This window comes from Paraburkholderia sp. D1E, assembly GCF_052682275.1.
This window is the reverse complement of record NZ_JBQYMB010000001.1, coordinates 7470134-7492032: the sequence shown is the minus strand read 5'-3', so window position 1 is coordinate 7492032 and position 21899 is coordinate 7470134. Positions and strand designations below refer to the sequence as shown.

Below are 21899 nucleotides of genomic sequence, written 5' to 3'. Positions count from 1 at the left end.
ACATTCGATTTGATTTACGTTTAATTCAAAAGCCTGACGTTGTATGCACATTCGCTGCAGAGGGCGCTGAATTTGGCGGAAGAAGTCTGGTCCGTGGCGTGTCGTCTTTGTCTTCCTGCCCAAAGGCCGACATAATGTGCCGTCCCCGTGCACGATCTGCCGGCCATCGACCTCCAATGCGCACGCATGAGACTGACCACTAAAGGCCTGTTGCTGATCGCGATTCCGGCCCTCTTCGAACTGGCGCTGTTGTCCGGACTGGTCAAGGCGCAGTCCGACGCGACCCAGGCGGAGCAGTGGGCCATCCATAGCGAAGACGTGCTGCGCCAGACCACCGCGATTCTCGATCCGGTGCTGGGCGAATCCGTGGCGCTGCGCGGCGCGGTGCTCGCCAACGATACCCGCTTCACGACACCGGTTACCGTGTGGATGGACGTCGACCGTCGCATCGATCAACTGGCCGAGCTGGTTGCCGATAACCCGGCGCAGGTCGAGCGCGTGGTGCAGGTGCGCCAGGCGGTGCAGGGATATCGCCAGTGGTCGGATCGCGTTCAGGACATGCTGCATTCGGGGCGGCGGCGCGATCTGCTCGATCGTTTCCGCGAGCTGGCCTCGGCCGACGTGCTCGATCGCTTTCGTCAGCAGGTGGCGGCCTTCCAGACCGAAGAGCGGCGCCTCGACACGTTGCGTTCGAACGCAGCCGAAGCCGCGCGCGAACGGCAACAGATGCTGATCGTCGCGGCCGTGTTCGGCTCCTTGCTGTTCGTCGCGCTGGCTGTCTGGTTGTTCACGCGCGGCGTGCGCGGCCGGCTCGCACTGCTGTCCGATAACGCCGGGCGACTCGCGGGTAACGAGCCGCTAGCGCCGATCGGCCCCGGCCGCGATGAAATCGCCCGGCTCGATCTGACCTTGCATGAAACCAGCCGGCGCCTGCTCGAAGCCGAGCGCATCCAGGCGCGTTTCCAGTCCGATCTCGCGCGTCGCGCCGGTGAACTTGCGCGCATCAACGAGACCTTGCGGCAACAGACCCAGGAAAACGAAATGTTCATCTACAGCGTGTCGCACGACCTGCGTGCGCCGCTGGTGAATCTGCAAGGCTTCTCGAAAGAACTGATTCGCGCGTGTGACGAATTGCGCGCAATGCTGCGCCGGTCGTCGCTCGCGTCGGAACCGCGGCAGCGTATCGAACGGGTGGTGGACGAGGATATCGGCGAGGCGCTGCACTTCCTGCAGACAGCCGTGCTGCGCGCGTCGCACATCATCGACGCGCTGTTGCGGCTGTCGCGTGTCGGCCGCGTCGAGTACCGGCAGCAAAAGGTCGAAGTGGGCGATATCGTGCCGCGCGTGATCGATGCGATGCAAGGGTCGATCCGGGCGCGCCGGGCGCACGTCATCGTGCACGACTTGCCGGCGGTGTGGGGCGATCCGACCGCGCTCGAACAGGTATTCGCGAACCTGATCGGCAATGCGGTCAATTATCTGGACCCGGCCCGCGAAGGCCAGATTGAAATTGGTACGACGCCGGCGCCGCCGGGCGTGCATTCACTGCGGATTTTCTACGTGCGGGACAATGGCCTGGGCATTCCGGCGATCGCGCTGCCGCGGCTTTTCAACGCCTTTCAACGCTTGCACGGCAATGTGGCGGCGGGTGAGGGCATCGGGCTTGCGCTCGTGCGGCGCGTGGTGGAGCGGCACGGCGGGCGTGTGTGGGTGGAGTCGAAAGAGGGCATGGGCACGACGTTTTATCTGTCGCTGCCCGAAGCCGGGATGCGGACGGCGCAACTGGCTGTCGAGACGCATGTCGCGATAGCGGAGGGTGTTCACGCGGTTCGTGATATGCGCGAAGTAGGCGCGGGCCTCGCTGATCGTGAAGGCCCTGGCCTGAACGGCGGTGCGGCGGCGCATGCCGCCAATGCCACGCCCGATATCAGTACGCGGTAATCAGTAAGCGGTAAACAGCCGGCGCGGTTTGAGCAGTTTGCTGCCGCGAATCGACCAGTAGCAGCCGCAAACGATCAGGATCGCAACGCCCGTGAGCGCCTCGAGCGGCGCGGGATGCAGGCCGGGCAAGCCGCCCAGGGCGAGCAGGCCGTGCGCGACGATCAATAGCGCCGCCCACAGCGCGCACGCCGCCTGTACCAGCATACGTGTGCCCGCCAGACGTCGCGCGCGGTTTTCTCGCGACCAGTTGGCCGGTGTGCGCGCACAGAAAAAAGCAATCGCCATCAACGTGACGGCGAGAATGACGATCCAATCAGTCAGTTCCATCGAAAAAGGCTCCCAGGTCAACCGGCGACTATAGGAAAGCTTTCCGTTGCGAACTATCGGATTAGTCTCAAATGCGGGTAGGTTCAGGCGAGCGCGCATTGCCGCGAGGGCAAGGCGCTCGCCTCAGGATCAGAGTTCGATCCGCGTGCCGAGCAGCACGAGGAATTGACGCAGCCATTCAGGATGCGCGGGCCATGCGGGGGCGGTGACGAAATTGCCGTCGGTGATCGCAGCGTCGACCGGAATGTCGGCGTACTCGCCGCCAGCCAGCTTGACTTCGGGCGCGCAGGCCGGGTAGGCGGAAATGCGCTTGCCGCGAATCACGTCGGCGGCGGCCAGCAGTTGCGCGGCGTGGCAGATCGCGGCGATCGGCTTGCCCGCTTCGGCGAACTGCCGCACGAGTTCGATTACCTTGTGATTGAGTCGCAGATACTCCGGCGCGCGGCCGCCCGCGATTGCCAGCGCATCGTATTGACGGGGATCGGCGTCTTCGAACGTTGCGTTGAGCGTGAATTGATGCCCAGGTTTTTCGGTATAGGTCTGGTCGCCTTCGAAATCATGGATTGCGGTCTTGATTTTGTCGCCGGCTTTCTTGTTCGGACAGACCGCGTCAACCACGTGACCGACCGCCTGCAGTGCCTGAAACGGCACCATCGTTTCGTAATCCTCGGCGAAGTCGCCGGTCAGGAACAGAATCTTCTTTGCTGCCATCGCATGCCTCCAATTGATCAACGGAACACATCGAACGCTCAGGCAGTCTACTCCAACGCATTTGACAGAACCGCGACGGAGGCCCGATGGCGCGTATGCAGGGATGCAGGATTGCAGTTGGGCGCGCAGCGGCGTTTGCTGACCTGTTTTCGGGCAGCCCTAGCGCAGCCTGGCGCCGCTGACTTTGATGCCGCGGCGCGCGCCGCAGCTTCGGGCGCGCGGGCTCCCGGGGACTCGCCGCGGAGACCGTGATGCGCGACGGCGTATCATTGGCGCGTTTTCGCATGCGGAAGCCGCTCAATGCGGCTCACACTCAAATATGACTTTATCTATTCGTTCACCGCTGTTGCGCCGCGTCGCTGTTGTCGCCCTCGTGTTCGGCGGCCTGACGGCTTGTCAGAAGAACGATGCGTCGGCGCAGGTTGCCGGCAAGCTCAACGATGCGGCGCAAGCCGCCGGTCAGAAGCTCGATCAGGCGGCCAGCTACGTCGGCCAGCAGGTCGATGCGACCAAGGCCGCCACCCAGCAGAACCTCGAATCGGCGTCCGCGCCGTCGATCACGATCGATCCAGCCTCGCTGGCATCGACCGCACAAGCCAATCTGCAAGGTGCGGCGAGCGCGACGAATGCGCAACTCGGCAAGGCGGCGGCGCTGACCGGCCAGGGCCTCGAAACGGCAGGGCGCAAGCTGCAGGAGTGGTCGGCGCAAAGTTCGGCTTCGTCGGCGAGCGTTTCAGCCTCTTCGTCGACATCGAGCGATTCGAGCGACGCGCAAAAGCAGATGGACAAGTGAGATCGTGGCCTGTGCGCCGGTCCGTTTGACAGCCGGTTTGACAGCCGGATTAAATGTAATTACCATGGTTACACATTGTCGTCGCCGGGCAGGTTTGTTGTGAATACGAGTAGCCGGTTTGCGTTTGCGGTGCATGTACTCGCACTGCTGTCGTTGCAGGAGGGCGTGCCGCTCTCGTCGGAAATGATCGCGGGCAGCGTGAATACGAATCCTGCGTTGATCCGGCGTCTGTTGACCATGCTGGCCGAGGCGGGTCTCACTACCTCGCAACTCGGCGCGGGCGGCGGCGCGCTGCTCGCCAGGGCGCCTGAGGACATCAGCTTGCTCGAGGTGTATCGTGCGGTGGACGACGCACAATTATTCGCCATGCATCGTGAGCAGCCGAATCCGGCCTGCATGGTGGGGCGCAATATCCAGGTCGTGCTGCGCGGCATCATCGACGAAGCGCAGCAAGCCATGGAAGCGTCGCTCGGCGCACGCACGCTGGCCGACGCCACCGCCGACGTGGTACGCGCCGAACGGACGCGTGAAAGCAAACGGCGTCCGCATGGATAACGTAGTGAGGAAGCAGTAGAGAAGGGCGCGTGTGATGTAGTCGACGCGCGTGCCTGAGAATGGACGGGGGCCCAAGCCCCTCTTTTTTCCCCATTATATGTAATCAATGTAGTTACATATAAGTTAATGACCGGAGTATCGAAATGAGCAAACAGTTGAAAATCGCGTTGTTTGGCGCCACCGGCACGATTGGTTCGCGGATCGCCGCGGAAGCGGCCCGCCGCGGACATCAGGTCACGGCACTGGCGCGCAATCCAGCGCGCGTGCCGGCAGATGTGGCGAATCTGAAAGCCGCGCAGGCCGATCTGCTCGACGCCGCGAGCGTTGGCGCCGCGGTGCGCGGGCACGATGTGGTGGCGAGCGCGTATGCGCCGCCGCAAGACGATCTCGCGGCGCTGACCAAGGCGACCCATGCGCTCGTCGACGGCGTACGCGCAGCGGGTCTGAAGCGCCTCGTGGTAGTGGGTGGCGCGGGTTCGCTCGAAGTGGCGCCGGGCAAGCAACTGGTCGACACGGATGGTTTCCCGGACGCCTACAAACCGATCGCACTGGCGCACCGCGACGCATTCGATTACTACCGCGGCGTCACCGATCTCGACTGGACTTTCTTCGCACCGGCCGCGCTGATCGCCCCGGGCGAGCGTACCGGCACGTTCCGCACGGGCGCGAACACGCTTCTGGCCGACGCCGAGGGCAATAGCCGTATCTCCGCGGAAGACTATGCGATTGCCTTCGTCGATGAATTGGAGCAGGGCCGTTTTGTCCATCAGATCGCGACGGTGGCTTATTGAGCCTCAACGGAGCGGGTTCGCGCGCGGCTCGTGCCCCGCGTGGCCCGTTGCGTGTGTCGTAGCGGCCGTTCGAGGGGATGACGGCGGCCCGCAAATCCTTGAATTCAGGCAAGCGTCCTAACAATCGGTTACGCATGTTCGGTTGCTGGCGGTAAAACTGCGGCTACACTGGCGTCTCCCGTTTTCTCACGGATCGCCATGCAGTCATGCCCGTTGCGGCGTGAGTCCGGGGCCGCGCCGTCCAACGGCGGCCAACCGGCGACTCACGCCGACTTTCATGTTTCGTCCAGTCATTCCGGATTCAGCGCTCGACGCGGCGTTCGCGCTCACGTCGCGGCGTGGTTCGGCGCATGGGCGGCCACGGTCTGCCTCGCGTTGATCCTCGGCATCGGGTGGATGCCCGCAACCGCCCAGGCTGCCGGCACCGGCACGCCGGTCATTCCGGCATTGCAGAGCCTGATCAATAGCGCGACGGCAACGCCTGCGTCTGCCGCCTCGGCCGCTTCTGCCGCGGAAGCGGCCTCTGCGCCGTCGCCCGCGAGCCAGGCGGAACTGGCGCGCTCGCTCGACAGCGTGATCGCCACGCTCGACAACGACCGGCAGCGCACGGCGCTCGTCGCCCAGCTCAAAAAGCTGCGCGAGGTCTCGCAAAACGTCGCGCCGCCCGCGCCCGCGCAACCGAGTCCTGGCTTGCTCGGCGCGATCGCGTCAGGCATCGCGTCGTTCGAATCCGATGTGCATCAGGGCCGCACGCCGGTGCGCTATTGGGGCGGACGCTTCAATGCGGCCGCCAACGAGCTCTACACGATCGTTTCGGGCCAGGGGAAAGAGAGCTTCGGTCGCATCGTCTTTTCGATGATTGCCATGCTGGCCGGCTGGGGCGCGTGCGCCGGCGCGCTGATTTACGTGCAACACCGGCTATACCGGCGCTTCGGTATTCTCATGGGACTCAATCCGAATCCCACTACGCGTGAGTTGCTTATCTTCGCGCTGCGCCGCGTTGGCCCGTGGATCGTGGCCTTTCTCGCGGCGCTGCTGTTCGTGCGCGCCATGCCCGATGCGCTCGGCCGCACGCTCGGCATGGTGGTCGCTTATGCGATTGTTGCGGGCGCGGTGTTCTCGGCGATCTGCCTGATCATGTTTTCGCTGTTCGGCTCGGGGCATCGGCGGGTTGCGGTGCGCCTGCTGATCGATCATGCGCGGCGCGTGCTGTTCGTGGTGGGCGTATGCGCCGCGCTCGGCGATGCGGCGGTCAACTATGACGTCGAGCATCAGCTCGGATCGAATCTCGCGGCCCTGATTTCGACGGCCGCCAACATGACGGCCGCTGTGCTGACCGGCTATTTCGCGCTGGCGTTCCGCCGGCCCGTCGCGCATCTGATTCGCAACCGGCCTTACGAGCAGCGCCATGATCACAGGGCCGCGACCGACGCGTTCGACGTGCTCGCTTCGCTCTGGCACGTGCCGGTGCTGGTGCTCGCCGCCGCGTCGGTGGTGGCCACGCTCGGCGGCTCGGGATCCAGCGAAAACGTGTTGCAGATTTCGGTGGTGACCGCACTCCTGCTGGTGTTCGCATTCTTCCTGTCGGCTATCGTGTTGCGCATGACGCGCCCGCGCAGTCCGCGGGCCCGGCGCCGCTCACCGTATCTGACACGCTTGCTGCGCTTTTGCGGGACGCTGTTGACGCTTTTCATCTGGCTGTTCTTCTTCGAATTGGCGGCACGTTTGTGGGGTGTGTCGCTCGCGGAAGTCGTCGAGGAAAACGTTGCGGCGCGCGGGATTGCGCATGCGGTGACAGCGATCATCGCGACGGTGTTCATTTCGTGGCTGCTGTGGATTCTGGTTGACACCGCGATTACCGAAGCCCTCAACCCGGGTGGTCCGCGCAACAAGTCGCGCAATCCAAGCATGCGGGCGCGCACGATGCTGCCGCTGCTGCGCAACGTGCTGCTGGTGACGATCATGACGATTGCCGGCATCGTCACGGCGGCGAATCTGGGTATCAACGTGACGCCGCTGCTGGCAGGCGCCGGTGTGATCGGCCTCGCGATCGGTTTCGGCGCGCAGTCGCTCGTGACCGACCTGATCACGGGCCTGTTCATCATCATCGAAGACACGATTTCGGTCGGCGACTGGATCGATGTGGACGGTGGTCACGCGGGCACCGTCGAGCATCTGTCGATCCGCACCGTTCGCTTGCGCGATGGGCAAGGCGCGATTCACGCGATTCCGTTCTCGCAGATCAAGATCGTCAAGAATCTTTCGCGCGACTTCGCCTATGCGGTTTTTGAAGTGCGGATGTCGTTTTCGACCGATGTCGATCAGATCACGCAACTGATTCGCGAAGTCGGCGCCGATCTGATGGCCGACTTCCGTTATCGCCGCGAAATGCTCGGACCGATCGAGGTATGGGGGCTCGACCGTTTTGATCCGAACTGGATGGTCGTGAAAGGGCAGATCAAGACGCGGCCGTTGCAGCAATGGAGCGTGGCGCGCGCCTTCAATTTGAGGCTTAAACGCAAGATGGACGAAGCCGGTATCGAGATTCCGGTGCCGCAGATGCGTGTGTACACATCGTCGAAGGATAGTGAAGGACAGCCTTTGCAGGACGATGAAATGTCCGGGGTCGGGCCGCATGTGCATGGGCACGCACATGCCGAGACAGCGGGTTCGACGCGGGCCGCGCACGCTGCCGCGGCGGTGGCGCGCGATGTGTCGCACGAACCGCGTCCGGCGCCGCCGCCGACCGGGCAGACCGCGCCGATCCCGCCGCAGATTCCGACGGCAGGCGAGGCGGGCGGCAAAAGCTGATTGCGCTACACGCGGGTTTCAGACGAGCGCGGGTGCGTCGGTTGTGCGCACGATGTCGTTGACGTGCGTGGCGATCTGCGCACCCGCGACACCGTAAATATGCAGCGAGACAGCGGGCGCATCGCTGCAATTTCCCAGCCGGTGAATGCCAGCCCTGCCGCCGCGCACAAACGACACGGCGCCGGTATTGCGCGCTTGTGTGCGGGTGGCGCTTGCACAGTGCTGTGCGCCATTCCATTCGAAGACTGTTTCGCTCAGCGTGCCGTCGAGCACTGCGTAGCCGCACCACGTGTGATGCGCATGCACCGGACTCGCCTGGTGTGGCTGCCACACGAGCGCGGCGATCGCATAGCGGCCATGCGGGTCGGCGGCCAGCAGATGACGGCGGTAATTTTCAGCGGAGCCTTCGCGCTGCGCCGATGTGAGCAAGCCGGGATTCGCCGCGGCTTCGGCAAGCGCGATGCGCATGCTGCGCGCGAAGAAGGTCGAATCCGACGGTTCGGGGAATTTCACACAGGCTTCGAACATCGCGTCGAGCGCGTCGCACAGATGCGCGAGCGGCGCGCTGTGGCGCGCGCGCGAGGGCGCTTCGTTCGCCCCGGCAAACTGTGCGGCGTTGACGGAGGAACGGGTGACGGGTGCTGAACGGAGGTCTTGGCTCATGATCGCTGCGCAGCGGTATGGCTGCTTATCGGCTATTTTTGGATAGACATATTTATACCCGTTTGCCTGGAGAAAGAGTTTCCATATAATTCCCCCTAGAGTCCTAAAAGTAGAATAATTTCCTATAGAGGTGTGATGATGGGAATGGATATTATCGATCGGAAGCTGCTCGAACTGCTGCAGGAAGACGCAACCATGCCGATCGCCGAGTTGGCACAGCGCGTGAATCTGTCGCAAACGCCTTGCTGGAAGCGCCTGCAGCGCCTCAAGGAGACGGGCGTGATTCGCGCGCAGGTGGCACTGTGCGACGCGCGCAAACTGGGCGTGGGCACGACCGTGTTTGTCGCGGTGCGCACGAACCAGCACACCGAGGCTTGGGCGCAGACTTTTACGCGTGCGGTGCAGGAGATTCCGGAGGTGGTGGAGGTGTACCGGATGAGCGGCGAAACCGATTACCTGCTGCGCGTGGTGGTGTCCGATATCGACGACTACGATCGCGTCTACAAGCTATTGATTGCCGCTGTGCCGCTGTATGACGTGAGTTCGAGTTTTGCGATGGAACAGATCAAGTACTCGACGGCGCTGCCGGTGCGGCCTTCGGCGGTGGTGGAGGGGCGCTGACTGCAAGCCGCGTGCAAGCTCAGTGGGCGTAGAATGCCGCCTTCCCAGACACTATCCGCGACTGCCTCGCGAACCGAGCCCGCCTCATGAACAAACCGCCGCGCAAGAAGAACCCGACCTTTGGCATTGCTGTTTTCATCGTGGTCGCGGTACTGCTGGTGATCGCCACGCTCTTCTATAACGCCATCACCGAAAAGCGCGATTTCGACCGCGAGAACGCGCCGGCGCCGACCATTTCATCGGACGCTGCGGCTGCGACGGTAGCGAAGCCCACAAGCGACGCCGCGCAATAAGACGGCCCGAGTGAACGGTGGTCCGGCATCGTGCCGGATTTGGCCGCGACGCCTGACGCAACGTTGATAGCTGGCGTGCACAGAACGCTAGCCGCGAGCACGCCGCACACGACAGGCGCGGCTCCTTATCGCAGCCGTTGTCGTTTCACTCTTCCGGCAGGCGAATCATGCTCGCATCCTTGCGAATCAGTGCCGACGCCGTCAGCATCTGCTTGCACTGATGCGCGAGCAATTTCATGTCGTGCACGGCGTCCGCCGAGTGGTCCGGCGACTTCTCCGTCTCGACCACCATCGCATCCAACTCACGTGCCAATTGTTTGACCTGCTCGCCCTGATCGGCGGCAGGTGCGCTACCGGCTTCGGCTTCGGTCAGATTGTCGCGGATCGCGCTCAGCGCGCGTTGCAACGGCTGTAGCGAAACGCTGTCGGCCTGCTGCGCGGAGGTGCGCAGCAACGGCGCGGCCACCGTGATCTGCGAGGCGAGCACGTGGCTGCGTACCAGCAGGTCGTTCAATTCTGGTACGAACTTCTGCGCGGACTTCGGCTCGAGCATCATGCGCTGGAAGGCCTGGCCCAGATTGGCGAACGCCACGTGGACGTTCTTGCGCGCGAGCCGGTAGCGGTAATCGCGATCGAGCGCTGTTGCAGCCGCTACGGCGGCAGGGGACGCGCCACCGGTCGGCTTGGCGGTCGCGTTGCTTACCATGGTGGTGCCGGCGTTGCTTGCACCAATGGTCGCTCCGGCGTTTATACCAGCAGTCTCACCAGCGTTTGCGCCGGCTTTGGGAGCAGCGTTGCCGCCCGCATTCGCTCCGGCGTTTGCCGCTGCGAGCGCCGGTCTGGCGAATTCGATCGCCGGATCAGCCATCGCCGCAGCGGGTGCAAACGCACCGCCTTCAGTGACCGTAGCGACAACCGCGGCAGCCGGTTTGCCGCTCCACCACCAGCTCGCCTCCAGATACTGCCGCGTCGCGTTGATCATGTTGTTGACGAGCTTGCCCATCAACCGGTATTCCCAGTAGGGGAACAGGTGGCTCGCCGCAATCGCAATCGCGCAGCCCACCACGGTGTCGATTGCGCGTTCGCCGATGATGCGCATGCTGCCCGGCGCGAGCAGATGGAACATGAGCAGCACATACGAGGACGTGAACACCACGCTCGCCGTGTAATTGAACAGCAACAGGCTGTAGCTCATCACCATCGACGCGAACATCACCACCATCAGGATGTGCGGTTCCTTGACGAAGATCATCAACGCGATGCTTGCCGCACAGCCGATCAGCGTCCCGATTATCCGCTGCCCGTTGCGCTGCTTGGTCAGCGAATAGCCGGGCTTCAGGATGATGACCGTGGTCATCACGATCCAGTATGCGTTGGTGAGCGGCAGCAGACGGCCTAGCCAGAAACCCACGGCGACCGCAATCGTCACGCGCAGCGCATGGCGAAAGCTCGGCGAGGCCATCGTCAGATTCGAGAAGATTTGCCCGAACGGCACGCGGCGGCTCGATACGAAACGGGAAAGCGCCTGGTCGAGGCGCAGTTCGGTCTCGGTCGCGCTGGGATCGCTTGACAGGCTTTTGCGCATCTTGTCGATCAGACGCGTGGCGCTCCAGATGCGCCGGAACGTGGACGATATCGCCGAATAAGCCTCAGGATTTTTGGCCGCCAGGTCCTGCTTGCGCATCAGTTCGATCTCGAACTCGATGGCGCGCAATTCGGCTTTTACATTCACGCGGATACGCGGCGGCTGGTTTTGCAATACCGCGAGCCCAATTTCTTCGAGATCGGCTGCGGATTTGCGAATCAGATCGCGGTAAAACACCAGTAGGTCGGAGCCGCCAAACGTGTTGCGTACCAGCGAGTAATCGACATGTGTGCCGACGAACAATTCGTGCAGATCGACGGTATTGATGAACAGATTGAACAGCATCGCCCGGCGCGGTTCGAGCCGACCGGCTTTCAGTTTGGGCAGATTGCGCAGCACGATGTCGCGTGCGGCGTCCTGACGCTCGACTGCGGTAATCTGCTTGTCGACCAGATTGCGATAGCACTCGTCGAGATCGTTATCGAGATCGTAGAAGGCGGCGCGCGCGAGCAGATAGTCCGCGCACGCGAACACGCTTTCGGCGAGCGCCTGCTGTTCGATGCGATGCATCATCCAGCGGCTCACGAAGGTCGACCAGTACGTGTACCAGAGACCGCCCACCAGAATCCATGACGCATTGACGAGCGCCTGCATCGGCGTGAAACGATCTTCCAGCGTCATGATCATCATGAACAGCGTGGCGAAGCTGATCTGCGGCCAGCGGTTGCCATACACGACGATCAACGAGAGCACGAAGGTGAGCGGCACGACCGTACACCACAGCGCCACCGGGTTGACTGTGGCAAGACCGGTGGCGAGCGCGGACAGGAAGCCGATCACCGTGCACGCCAGCATCTCGTTGTGCTTGTACTTGAGCGGCCCCGGCATATCGACCACACATGCGCCGAGTGCGCCGGTCGCGATCGTGAAGCCGAGTTCGCGGTCGTGAAACACGATCAAACACAGTATGGCCGGTAACGACACGCCGACTGCGATGCGCAGGCCGCCATAAAAGTACTGGCTGTAGAGGAATTTTTTTATTTCAACCGAATAGCGCATCGACTGCCTGGATTCCATTCACTGAGAAAACGCGGTTGAAAAGGTCGACCCAGGGGCCGACCCGGGGCAGACCCAAACTGCCGTCGAGTCTAACTGATTTTGTGCCTGATCTGACCTCGTCCGTCTGGCCAGGTTCTGCCCTGGGAGCGCGTTTGTTATGCTGTCGCTTCAATGTCTGTCGCGGCCCGGGCGTTCCGCTCGCGTCGCATGCTTTTCCGGGATCCATGCTCCAACTCTTCTACTCGAACCGCTACGAAACCCTTGTCGGCGCGCTGCTCGACGACCTGGCGCAGGCGCCGTCCGATCCCTGGACCGCGCAGCCCGTGATCGTCCCGAGCGCGGCGGTGAGGCGCCGGCTCGAGCTCGACATCGCGGCGCGCCAGGGCATCTGCGCGAATGTCAATTTTGGTTATCTCGCGCAGTGGCTGTGGGCGCAAATCGGCGGCGTGATCGAAGTACCGAAGCATTCGCCGTTCGCGCCGGACCGGCTTGTCTGGCGGTGCTACCGGCTGCTGGGAGAGGCAGATGAAGCGGTGCCCTGGAACGCTTCGCCGCGTCTGCGTACGTATCTCGACGCGGCGGATGCGTCGATGCGCTACGAACTGGCGCGCCGCGTGGCCACCGTACTCGACCACTATCTGACCTATCGCCCGGAATGGCTGCTGCAATGGCAGAAGGGCGGGTCGATTTTCGCGAGCGGCGCCGCGGACGACAACGGTCCGCGTCTCGTCGGCGCGAGCGAAGCGGCGCGCGAGGACGAGCGTTGGCAAGCCGCGCTGTGGCGCGCCGTGCTTGCCGAAGTGGCGGGCGACGCGCAAACGCCTGCGGCGGCGTTGCCGCCTGCGTATCGCTTTCTTGAAGAAATCGGCACACTCGATCTCGAAGCCATCTCGAACGCGCAGTGGCCCGAAGCGGTCAGCGTGTTCGCGCTGCCGACCATGCCGCCGCTGCACGTCGCTTTGCTGCGCGCGCTGTCACGCTGGGTCGATGTGCGTCTGTATGTGATGAACCCGTGCCGCGAGTTCTGGTTCGACGTTGTCAGCGCGGGCCGCGTCGAAGCGCTCGATGTCGCCGGTCAGCTCGACTATCAGGAAGTGGGCCATCCGCTGCTGGCCGAGTGGGGCCGTCAGACCCAGGCGCAACTGCACATGCTGCACGAGCTGACCGAGAGCGCCGCATCCGGCGAAACGGGCGACTTCACCGAGAATCCGGAACCGAGCTGGCTCGCCGCCGTGCAGAACGGCATTCTCGATCTGCGGGCGGAAACGGACACGGACGAACTGCCGATCGAAAACGGCATTGAGGTCCATGTGTGTCACAGCCTGTCGCGGCAGCTCGAAGTGCTGCATGACCGCCTGCTCGGCTGGTTCGATGAGTTCGACGATCTGCAGCCGTCCGACGTGCTGGTGGCCGTGTCCGACCTCGCGGCGGCCGGACCACTGATCGACGCGGTGTTCGGCACCGCGCCCCCTGGCGACACTCGCCGCATTCCGTATCGGATCACCGGTTTGCCGCCCTCGCAGGCCAATCCGGTCGCGCGATTGCTGCTGGACTGGCTGGCGTTGCCTGAGCGCAGCGTGAGCGCGCCTGATCTGATCGAATGGCTGCGGGTCGATGCGATTGCCGCGCGTTACGGGATCGATTCAAGCGCCCTCGAAGCCGCGCAGGAATGGCTCGCGGCCGCCGGCGCACGTCGGGGGCTTGTGCCGGGCGAGCCGACGGGCGAACACGTACCTGTCGCGCGCCATACGTTCGCCGATGCGCTGACCCGTCTGTACCTCGGCTACGCGATGCCGGACGGAGGCGAGCCGGTCGATGCCTGGTTGCCCGTTGAGGGCGCCGATGGCTCGGACGCCGAGTTGCTCGGCCGCCTGTCGCGTTTCGTCGACGATATCGATACCTTCGCAGAGCGCTGCGCGGTCGAGCAGACACCTGCTGAATGGGCGCAACTGCTGCTCGAGACGCTCGCGCAGTGTTTCGACGGCGGGGTTGAGTTTGCCGACTCGCTGGCGGCGGTGCGCGACGCCATCGACAAGATGGGCGACGCGATGCAGGCGGGCGCGCAAGACGTCGTATTGCCGGCCGCCGTGGTGCGCGGCGCACTCACCGAGGCGCTTGACGACCCGGCACGCGGCGGCGTGCCTTGGGGTAGCGTGACGTTTTCGTCGCTGACCAGTTTGCGCGGTTTGCCGTATCGCATTGTCTGCCTGCTCGGTATGGACGACGGCGTGTTGCCGAGTCTCGCCCGCGCCGACGAATTCGACCTGATGGCCGCGTTCGGTAAAGCAGGTGACCGGCAGCGTCGCGATGACGAACGCAATCTGTTCCTCGATCTGCTGCTGGCTGCGCGCGACCGGTTGTTTATCGCCTATACGGGCCGCAGCATTCGCGACAACGCGCCGTTGCCGCCCGCCGCGCTGGTCGACGAATTGCTCGATCACCTCGCGCAAGTGTCGGCGGGGGAAGGGGCGAGTCCTGCGGAAATCGAAGCCGCACGGCATGCCTTCATCATCGATCATCCGCTGCAGGCGTTCGCGTCGGACTATTTCTCGTCGCAGCGGGGCCTCTTCACGTATGACAGGGATCGTGCGGAACTGGCCAGTTTGCTGGCCGCGCCGCAGCATCCGGCCGCTGCGCCATTCTTCGATCAACCGTTGCCCGCGGAAGATACGGCCTCGGTTGCCTTCGACGAATTCGTGCGCTTCTGGCGTCATCCGGCGCGTGCGTTGTTGCGTGACCGCCTGGGTATCGTGTTGTCGGATGCGCAGGGCGAATTGCTCGACACTGAGCCGTTCGAACTCGATTGGGCGGGTCGCGATGCCTTGGCGGAGCGGCTCCTGCCGGTACTGCTGAATAGCGATACCGAAGACGACGACAGCATGTTCGAACGCGTGCGCCGTGTTGCAGCGGCCAGTCCCGAGTTGCCGGGTGGGGCGACCGGTACGGTATGGCGCTCGCGGGAACTCGGGGCGCTCCGCCAGCTCGCCGACAGCGTGCGCCGCGAAGTTGCGTCGGGGGTCGAGCGTTTGCCGTTCGTGCTCGATATCGTGCCGCGCTGGCCCGATCGTGCCGACATCGCCGATGCGCTCTTCGGCCCGCATGACGCGGCGCTCCGCAAAGCGGCCGAAACACCGCTGCAACTGCACGGCACCTTGAATTTGCTGACCGAAACAGGGCAGGTGATTTTCCGCTACGCCAAGCCTACTGCGCGCGACTATCTGTCGGCGTGGCTCGCGCATCTGGTTTATTGCGCGGCGCAGCCGAATGGCCCGCGCCGCACGGTTTGGCATGGCAGCGGCGAGAGCTTTGAGCTTACGCCGGTCGCCGCGCCGCTCGATGAACTGGCGCCGCTTGCCGCGTTGTTCAGAGCAGGGCGCATGCTGCCGCTGCGCTTTTTCCCGAAGAGCGCGTGGGTGAAGGTCAGCGAGAGCGATTCTGCTGCGCTGGGCGTGTGGATCAATGACCGTGTGCGCGGCGAGTCGGACGACCCCGCCTTGCGTATCGCGCTGCGCGGCACGCCGCTGACGCTCGATGAACCGTTCGGCAGTCTTGCCTCGATCGTTTTCAAACCGCTCGTGCAGCATCTTCGGAGCGCATCATGAGCGGCGCCGTTCACCATGTCGCGCTGGTCGCGGAAGAACTCGACGTCTTCGCGTGTTCGCTCGACGGCGTCAATCAGATCGAGGCATCGGCCGGAACTGGCAAGACCTGGAACATCTGCGCGTTATACGTGCGACTGCTGCTCGAAAAGAACCTGAACGCCGATCAGATTCTTGTCGTGACCTTTACAAAAGCGGCGACCGCGGAGTTACACGAGCGGATTCGCGGGCGGCTTGCGGAACTGGATCGGGCTATCGATACTGACGACGACGGCGGCGATCCGTTCATCCAGCGTCTCTTTGAAACGACGCTGGCGCCGGAGCGAGGCATCGGTCGCGAGACAGCGTTGAAGGTCGTGCGCCGTGCACTGCGTACGTTCGACCAGGCCGCGATTCATACCATCCACGCGTTCTGTCAGCGTGCGTTGCAGGAAGCGCCGTTCGCCGCGGCCATGCCGTTCGCATTCGAAATGGAAGCTGACGACGCAGCCCTGCGTTTCGATATGGCAGCCGATTTCTGGCGCGAGCAAGTGGAACCGATGGCTTATGCGTATCCTGCTTTCGCAGCATGGCTGGTGGCCAAACGTGCCGGTCCCGCGTCGCTCGATGAGCAACTCGCGCGGCGGTTGAAAAAGCCGTTGGCGCAGTTGCGCTGGGGCAAGGTCGATGCAAGTGGAAACCATGCCGATCCGCAGGCGGGTTTCGACGCTGCCCGCGCAGTCTGGCAGGCGGAGCGCGACGGGATCGTGAGGCTGCTTGGCGAAGCGCAAGACCGTCTGAGCAAGACCTCGCACAAGTCAGACCTTGTGAGCGCCGCGATCGCCGCGTGGACCGACTATTTCGCCCAGGACGACTGCCATGCGCCGCCGCCGAAGGCGGCCTTGAAGTTGACGGCGTCGGCGTTGAAAAAAGCCACCAAGGTCAAGTTCGAGCCGCCCGGGCATCCGTTCTTCGAGCACGCAGAAGCACTGACTGCAGCCGTGATCGCGGCCGAAGCCGCGCAACGCGCGCGCTGGCTCTCGCTCATAGAAACCTGGCTCGACTATGCCCCCGCCGAACTGGTGGCGCGCAAACGCACCCGCCGCGTGGTGTCGTTCGACGATCTGCTCTCCAATCTGTATCGCGCGCTCGCGGCCAACCCCTGGCTTGCCGATGCTTTGCGCGCACGTTATCCGGCCGCGCTGATCGACGAGTTTCAGGATACCGATCCGTTGCAGTTCGCGATCTTCAGCCGCATCTTCGCGCCGGCCGGTCCGCTGTTTCTGGTCGGCGATCCGAAGCAGGCAATCTACAGTTTCCGCGCGGCGGATCTGCATACTTATCTGGCGGCGCGCGCAGCGGCGTCGGCGTGCTACACGCTCGCGGTCAATCAGCGGTCGACCGCGCCGATTGTCGAGGCCTGCAACCGGCTGTTCGAAGCCAATCCACAGGCGTTCGTACTCGACGGTCTCGACTATCAGCCGGTGCGGGCCGGCGAGCGTCGTCGTCCGCCATTTTCCGAATCCGATGCGAACGCGGGCGATTTCCGTATCTGGACCTTGCCGCAAGGCGACGCCGCGTTGACCAAACGCGATGCGCAGCGCGCGGCGAGCGAAGCCTGCGCCGCCGAGATCGTGCGGCTGCTGCGCGGTGCGCGCGAGGGGGCGGTGACGATTGGCGACGTACCGCTCGCCCCGGGCAATATCGCGGTGCTGGTGCAAACGCATAAGCAGGGCAGTCTGATCAAGCGCGTGCTGGCGTCGTGGGGCGTCGGCAGTGTGGAACTGGCGCAGGCCTCGGTGTTCGCGACGCTCGACGCCGAGCAGATCGAACGCGTGCTGGCCGCGGTCGATACACCGGGCGATCTGCGCCGTTTGCGCGCCGCGCTCGCCACCGATTGGCTCGGCCTCGACGCCGCAGCGTTGTGGCACCTCGAGCAGGTCGCCGACGCGCCGGCCCCGGCCGACGATCCCGCGCATGCCGCCGATGCGATGGGTTGGGTCGAACGCTTTTCACGCTATCGCACGCTTTGGCACGAGCGCGGCTTCGCCTTGATGTGGCGTACGCTGATGCGCGAGCTGCGTGTCGCACAGCGGCTGGTGGCCGGACCGGACGGCGAGCGTCGGCTGACGAACGTGAATCACCTGGCCGAACTCGTGCAGGCACGTGCCGCCACGCAACCCGGCATCGCACCGACGTTGCGCTGGCTCGCCGCACAACGCACGCAAGGTGGCGGCGAAGACGCGCAATTGCGGCTCGAGTCGGATCGTAACCTCGTGCAGATCGTCACCGTCCACAAATCGAAAGGGTTGGAATACGCAGTCGTGTTCTGTCCGTTTCTGAACGACGGTGCGCTGCGCGAGCCGCCATCCTCCGGCTTGCCCGATGCGCGCGAGTATCACGACGAAACGGGCGATGCGGTGCTGCACTACGGTTGCGATGACGAAGAAGCCGAACGCGCATCACGTTACGCGGTGCGCGAACAGGCGGCGGAGCGGGCGCGGCTCGTCTATGTGGCGCTGACGCGCGCGGTGTACCGCTGCTATCTGGTCGCCGGTACGTATCTTTCGTCGCGCTCCACCAAGGAGTCGCGGCGCAGCGTGCTGAACTGGCTGGTGGGCGGCAACGGTCACAGCTTCGACGACTGGCTCACCGATCCACCCGACGAAGCGGCCTTGTCCGAGCGATGGCAGGCGCTGGCGGGCGGCCCGATCACGTTGCAGGGGTTGCCGAAGGTGGAGCGCCGCATGCCGTTGGAAAGCCTCCAGGACAGCGGCACGCAGATGCAGGCGCGCGCCAATCGGCGGCCGTTGCGCGATCAGTGGCGCATGGCGAGTTTCAGTGGCTTGATCGCCGCCGGCAGCAAAGCCGAGGAAGCGCATGCGCCGGTGGAAGACGTGCGTCCCGATCACGACGAGATCGCCGACGCGATCGCGCCAACGCCGTTACCGATGCCGCAAGCACCGTCTTACGCTGAGGACGACATTCTCGCGTTTCCACGCGGCGCGGCGGCGGGCGAGTGTCTGCATCGTATGTTCGAGCTCGCGGATTTCACCGATCCGCAGACATGGCCGGATGCCATCCGGGGCGCGTTGCGCGAGCGCCCGGCGCCGGCGGTGCCTGAACTCGCGGCACGTTTGCCCGCCATGATGCATAAGCTGATCGCGGACGTGGTGAGCACCGAACTCGTGCCCGGCATGGCGCTCGCCAGGCTGAATCCGCAGCACCGTTTGAACGAACTCGAATTTCTGTTTGCCGCGCCTTCGCTCGATTTTCCAGCGTTGCGCGAGTTGCTGATCGAACACGGCTATCCCGACGTTGCGCTGGAATCCGGCGTGTTGCGCGGTTTCGTCAAAGGATTTATCGACATGATCGTCGAGCACGGCGGACGCTTCTGGATCGTCGACTGGAAGTCGAACCATCTGGGCGACACGGCTGCCGACTATGCTGGGGCGCCGCTCGAAGCGGCCATGGCGAGTCACGCGTATCACCTGCAGGCGCTGCTCTATACGGTGGCGCTGCATCGCTATCTGAAAACGCGCGTGCGCGATTATGCGTACGACACGCACATCGGCGGCTATCTCTATCTGTTCGTGCGCGGTGTGCGTCCGCAGTGGCGTGATGCCGCCGGGGCGGCAGGCGTGCACATGCGGCGGCCCGCATTTGAACTGGTGGCGCTGCTCGATGCGGCGATGATCGGAGGTGTCGCATGAGCACATTCGAGCGGAACGCTTCCGCACCGCCGGCGCTCGATGACATCGGAGTGAATTTACCGGCGCCGGCCGATTTCAGCACGGCGCTTGCCGAAGGGTTCGCGCGCCGTATCGGTACGCTGGCGCGGCGCGGCGGCGCGTCAGGCGGGGCGGTGAAGTGGGCGGCGCGGGCAGCCTTTGCCGCGAGCCGTGCGACGGCCGAAGGGCATGTGTGTCTGCCGCTTGTCGTGCTGGCACAACGTTTCGATGCGTCGAGCGCGGATGTGCGCGCGGCGCTGTTTGCAAGCGGCATGGCTAGCGACGGCTCGCAAAGCGCGGCGGCTTTGCGGCCGCTGGTGATCGACGGGCAGGGGCGACTGTATCTGGCGCGCTACTACGACTACGAGCGGCGTCTCGCGCGCTCGCTGATTGCGCATGCGGGTGGGGGGCGGTCGGCGGATGCGCGCACGCATAGTCATGATGCTGTCGCGGCTAGTGCTGATGCTAGCACTAGTACAGGTGCCGACGCCGGCGCCGACGCCCAAACGCTGCACGAGCGTCTGCTGCGCTACTTCGGCCCACCGCAGGACGACGATATCGACTGGCAACGGGTCGCGGCAGTCATGGCGCTGTCCGGACGCCTGACCATCGTCAGCGGCGGCCCGGGTACCGGCAAAACGACGACGGTAGTCGGTGTGCTCGCCTGTTTGCTGGATGGGCGAGTCAATCTGCGGATTGCATTGGCGGCGCCCACCGGCAAGGCTGCGCAACGGATGCAGGAAGCCTTGCTTGCGCGTGCGGGCGATTTGCCGCCCGAACTCGCTGCGCGCTTGCCGCAGACGTCGTACACCTTGCACCGGCTGCTGGGGTCCGGGCCGGGCGGGCGCTTCCGGCATCATCGCGACAACCCGCTGCCTTATGACGTCGTCGTGATCGACGAGGCGTCGATGATCGATGTTGCGATGGCGGCGCATCTGCTCGATGCCATCGCGCCGCAGACACGTCTCGTGATGCTGGGTGACAAGGACCAACTCGCCGCCGTCGAGGCCGGTGCGGTGTTCGCCGAGCTCAGCGCGCGGCCTGCTTTTACGCAAAACGGCCTGGAGCGGATCGCTGCGGCGCTTGGCATTGAAGCGGCACGGTTGTCGCAAGCATTGCCTGGCGTGTCGAGCGGCTTCGGAGACGGGGCCGACGATTTTTTTGCACATGCAGGCGCGCCGGACGATGTCGATGCGCTGCCTGACGACCTGTTCGTCGATGGTGAAACGCGCGGCGGCTTCGGTGAACTTCCCGGCGACGATCTCTTCGCGACTAGCCCGGAGCACGCTGCCGGCGCGCCGTTGTCGTCAACGTCTCCGCGGTCGGCATCAGCATCCGGATCGGCATCGGCATCGGCATCGGCATCGGCATCAGTATCGCCTTCGCCGGCGCAAAACCCCCTCGCCGATTGCGTCGTCTGGCTCGAGCGCAACTATCGATTCGGCCTCGAATCGCCGATCGGCCGCCTGTCGCTCGCGATTCGCAACGGCGCGGCCGGCGCGGCGCTCGAAGTCCTGCGCATCGACCCTGCCGAACCCTGCGCAGCGGCGCTGTACGAAGACACGCATGCGACGCTCGCCGATCGCACGATCGCGCGTCTTGCCGCAGGTTTTGCAGCGTACGCGGATGCGCTTGCTGTAGCGCTAGCCGCCGATACACCAGATCCATTGCCGCTCTTCGACGCGCTGAACGGTTTTCGAATCCTGTGCGCGACGCGCTCAGGGCCACGCGGCGTCGATCAGGTGAATGCCGCAATGGCCGCACAGGTGCGGCGCTCGGCGGGCGTGACACTGGCTGTAGGCGCACAGTGGTTTGCGGGTCGTCCGGTAATGGTCACGCGCAACGATTACGCGCTCGGGCTGTTCAATGGCGACATCGGCATTGCGTTGCCAGGTGGGGGAGGCGCGTTGCGCGTGTATTTCCGTACGGGTGACGGCGGTCTGCGTGCCGTATCGCCTGCGGCGCTGCCGCCGCACGATACGGCATTCGCGCTCACGGTTCATAAGTCGCAAGGCTCGGAGTTCCAGCATGCGGTGTTGATGCTGCCGTCGGTGTTCAGCCGTGTGTTGTCGCGCGAACTCGTGTACACGGCAATTACCCGTGCGCGTGAGCGGGTGGAAGTGATCGGCGCGCGCGCCGTGCTGACGCAGGCCATTGCGACGCCGACGCAGCGTGACTCGGGCTTGGCTGCGCGAATTGCGGAGGCGTGGCGCGTCGCCTAGCGGGCTGGCGTGGGCAACGCGCGTATTCGTTCGCGGACCCGGCAAGGAGTTCGGGCGATTCAGGCAGTCCGGGTGGTGCAAGCAGGCGAGGCAACTCAGGTAACTTGAGCAACTGAGCAACTGAGCAACTGAGCAACTGAGCAACTGAGCAACCGAGCAACCGAGCAACCGAGCAACCGAGTAGCCGAGCAACCGAGCAACCGAGCAACCGAGTAGCC

Annotated in this window: 14 protein-coding genes; 10 read left to right on the top strand and 4 right to left on the bottom strand. The window is 64.3% G+C overall.

Going from position 1 to position 21899, the window contains the following annotated elements:
- Positions 1-186: 186 nt before the first annotated feature.
- Positions 187-1941 carry a sensor histidine kinase gene (locus ACUN0E_RS33625; protein WP_445569308.1) on the top strand — a complete coding sequence of 585 codons (1755 nt, stop codon included), beginning with the start codon at positions 187-189 and terminating at the stop codon, positions 1939-1941.
- Here ACUN0E_RS33625 and ACUN0E_RS33620 read toward each other — a convergent pair whose 3' ends face one another.
- Together ACUN0E_RS33620 and ACUN0E_RS33615 are read right to left on the bottom strand one after the other, a co-directional pair.
- Positions 1942-2268 (bottom strand): hypothetical protein, encoded by a 327-nt coding sequence (locus tag ACUN0E_RS33620; RefSeq protein ID WP_445569307.1) that lies wholly within the window; start codon positions 2266-2268, stop codon positions 1942-1944.
- A 129-nt stretch (positions 2269-2397) separates the two neighbouring features.
- Positions 2398-2979: a DJ-1/PfpI family protein gene (locus ACUN0E_RS33615; protein ID WP_408232796.1), complete on the bottom strand. Its 582-nt coding sequence runs from the start codon at positions 2977-2979 to the stop codon at positions 2398-2400.
- Between the two features lie 319 nt (positions 2980-3298).
- Here ACUN0E_RS33615 and ACUN0E_RS33610 point away from each other — a divergent pair, with 319 nt between their 5' ends.
- The 4 genes from ACUN0E_RS33610 to ACUN0E_RS33595 all read left to right on the top strand — a co-directional run bounded on the left by ACUN0E_RS33610 (position 3299) and on the right by ACUN0E_RS33595 (position 7929).
- Positions 3299-3772, top strand: coding sequence for a hypothetical protein (locus ACUN0E_RS33610; protein ID WP_408232793.1), 474 nt, complete (start codon positions 3299-3301; stop codon positions 3770-3772).
- A 99-nt stretch (positions 3773-3871) separates the two neighbouring features.
- Positions 3872-4327 carry an Rrf2 family transcriptional regulator gene (locus ACUN0E_RS33605; protein WP_445569306.1) on the top strand — a complete coding sequence of 152 codons (456 nt, stop codon included), beginning with the start codon at positions 3872-3874 and terminating at the stop codon, positions 4325-4327.
- A gap of 143 nt (positions 4328-4470) precedes the next feature.
- Positions 4471-5118 (top strand): NAD(P)-dependent oxidoreductase, encoded by a 648-nt coding sequence (locus tag ACUN0E_RS33600; RefSeq protein WP_445569305.1) that lies wholly within the window; start codon positions 4471-4473, stop codon positions 5116-5118.
- 198 nt (positions 5119-5316) lie between these two features.
- Positions 5317-7929 carry a mechanosensitive ion channel family protein gene (locus tag ACUN0E_RS33595; protein WP_445569304.1) on the top strand — a complete coding sequence of 871 codons (2613 nt, stop codon included), beginning with the start codon at positions 5317-5319 and terminating at the stop codon, positions 7927-7929.
- A gap of 18 nt (positions 7930-7947) precedes the next feature.
- Here the strand turns inward: ACUN0E_RS33595 and ACUN0E_RS33590 are convergent, their stop codons facing one another.
- The gene (locus ACUN0E_RS33590) at positions 7948-8457 is read right to left on the bottom strand and encodes a cysteine dioxygenase family protein (RefSeq protein ID WP_445570570.1); all 510 of its coding nucleotides are present in this window, start codon (positions 8455-8457) and stop codon (positions 7948-7950) included.
- Positions 8458-8730: 273 nt separating this feature from the next.
- On the opposite strand from ACUN0E_RS33590, the gene ACUN0E_RS33585 reads away from it, so the two are divergent.
- Positions 8731-9213, top strand: coding sequence for an Lrp/AsnC family transcriptional regulator (locus tag ACUN0E_RS33585; RefSeq protein ID WP_120305114.1), 483 nt, complete (start codon positions 8731-8733; stop codon positions 9211-9213).
- Between the two features lie 86 nt (positions 9214-9299).
- Positions 9300-9506, top strand: coding sequence for a hypothetical protein (locus ACUN0E_RS33580; RefSeq protein ID WP_408232783.1), 207 nt, complete (start codon positions 9300-9302; stop codon positions 9504-9506).
- A gap of 145 nt (positions 9507-9651) precedes the next feature.
- Here the strand turns inward: ACUN0E_RS33580 and ACUN0E_RS33575 are convergent, their stop codons facing one another.
- On the bottom strand, positions 9652-12150 hold the full coding sequence (locus tag ACUN0E_RS33575) for an FUSC family protein (RefSeq protein ID WP_408233070.1): 2499 nt from the start codon (positions 12148-12150) through the stop codon (positions 9652-9654).
- A 224-nt stretch (positions 12151-12374) separates the two neighbouring features.
- Between ACUN0E_RS33575 and recC the strand changes: the two genes are divergently transcribed.
- From recC to ACUN0E_RS33560, 3 genes are read left to right on the top strand one after another with little or no spacing between them, the layout of a single operon-like run.
- The gene (gene recC, locus ACUN0E_RS33570; RefSeq protein WP_445569303.1) at positions 12375-15752 is read left to right on the top strand and encodes an exodeoxyribonuclease V subunit gamma; all 3378 of its coding nucleotides are present in this window, start codon (positions 12375-12377) and stop codon (positions 15750-15752) included.
- Positions 15749-19441, top strand: a complete 3693-nt coding sequence (gene recB / locus ACUN0E_RS33565) for an exodeoxyribonuclease V subunit beta (RefSeq protein WP_408389276.1) — start codon at positions 15749-15751, stop codon at positions 19439-19441. The genes recC and recB overlap by 4 nt, the downstream gene beginning before the upstream one ends.
- Positions 19438-21681 (top strand): AAA family ATPase, encoded by a 2244-nt coding sequence (locus ACUN0E_RS33560; RefSeq protein WP_445569302.1) that lies wholly within the window; start codon positions 19438-19440, stop codon positions 21679-21681. Before recB ends, ACUN0E_RS33560 begins: the two co-directional genes overlap by 4 nt.
- The last annotated feature ends 218 nt before the right edge of the window (positions 21682-21899 follow it).

Excerpts from the sequence above, each read along its gene's own strand:
- ACUN0E_RS33625 (WP_445569308.1), top strand. The coding sequence starts at position 187 with ATGAGACTGACCACTAAAGGCCTGTTGCTGATCGCGATTCCGGCCCTC.
- ACUN0E_RS33620 (WP_445569307.1), bottom strand. The coding sequence starts at position 2,268 with ATGGAACTGACTGATTGGATCGTCATTCTCGCCGTCACGTTGATGGCG.
- ACUN0E_RS33615 (WP_408232796.1), bottom strand. The coding sequence starts at position 2,979 with ATGGCAGCAAAGAAGATTCTGTTCCTGACCGGCGACTTCGCCGAGGAT.
- ACUN0E_RS33610 (WP_408232793.1), top strand. The coding sequence starts at position 3,299 with ATGACTTTATCTATTCGTTCACCGCTGTTGCGCCGCGTCGCTGTTGTC.
- ACUN0E_RS33600 (WP_445569305.1), top strand. The coding sequence starts at position 4,471 with ATGAGCAAACAGTTGAAAATCGCGTTGTTTGGCGCCACCGGCACGATT.
- ACUN0E_RS33595 (WP_445569304.1), top strand. The coding sequence starts at position 5,317 with ATGCAGTCATGCCCGTTGCGGCGTGAGTCCGGGGCCGCGCCGTCCAAC.
- ACUN0E_RS33590 (WP_445570570.1), bottom strand. The coding sequence starts at position 8,457 with ATGTTCGAAGCCTGTGTGAAATTCCCCGAACCGTCGGATTCGACCTTC.
- ACUN0E_RS33585 (WP_120305114.1), top strand. The coding sequence starts at position 8,731 with ATGGGAATGGATATTATCGATCGGAAGCTGCTCGAACTGCTGCAGGAA.
- ACUN0E_RS33580 (WP_408232783.1), top strand. The coding sequence starts at position 9,300 with ATGAACAAACCGCCGCGCAAGAAGAACCCGACCTTTGGCATTGCTGTT.
- ACUN0E_RS33575 (WP_408233070.1), bottom strand. The coding sequence starts at position 12,150 with ATGCGCTATTCGGTTGAAATAAAAAAATTCCTCTACAGCCAGTACTTT.
- recC (WP_445569303.1), top strand. The coding sequence starts at position 12,375 with ATGCTCCAACTCTTCTACTCGAACCGCTACGAAACCCTTGTCGGCGCG.
- recB (WP_408389276.1), top strand. The coding sequence starts at position 15,749 with ATGAGCGGCGCCGTTCACCATGTCGCGCTGGTCGCGGAAGAACTCGAC.
- ACUN0E_RS33560 (WP_445569302.1), top strand. The coding sequence starts at position 19,438 with ATGAGCACATTCGAGCGGAACGCTTCCGCACCGCCGGCGCTCGATGAC.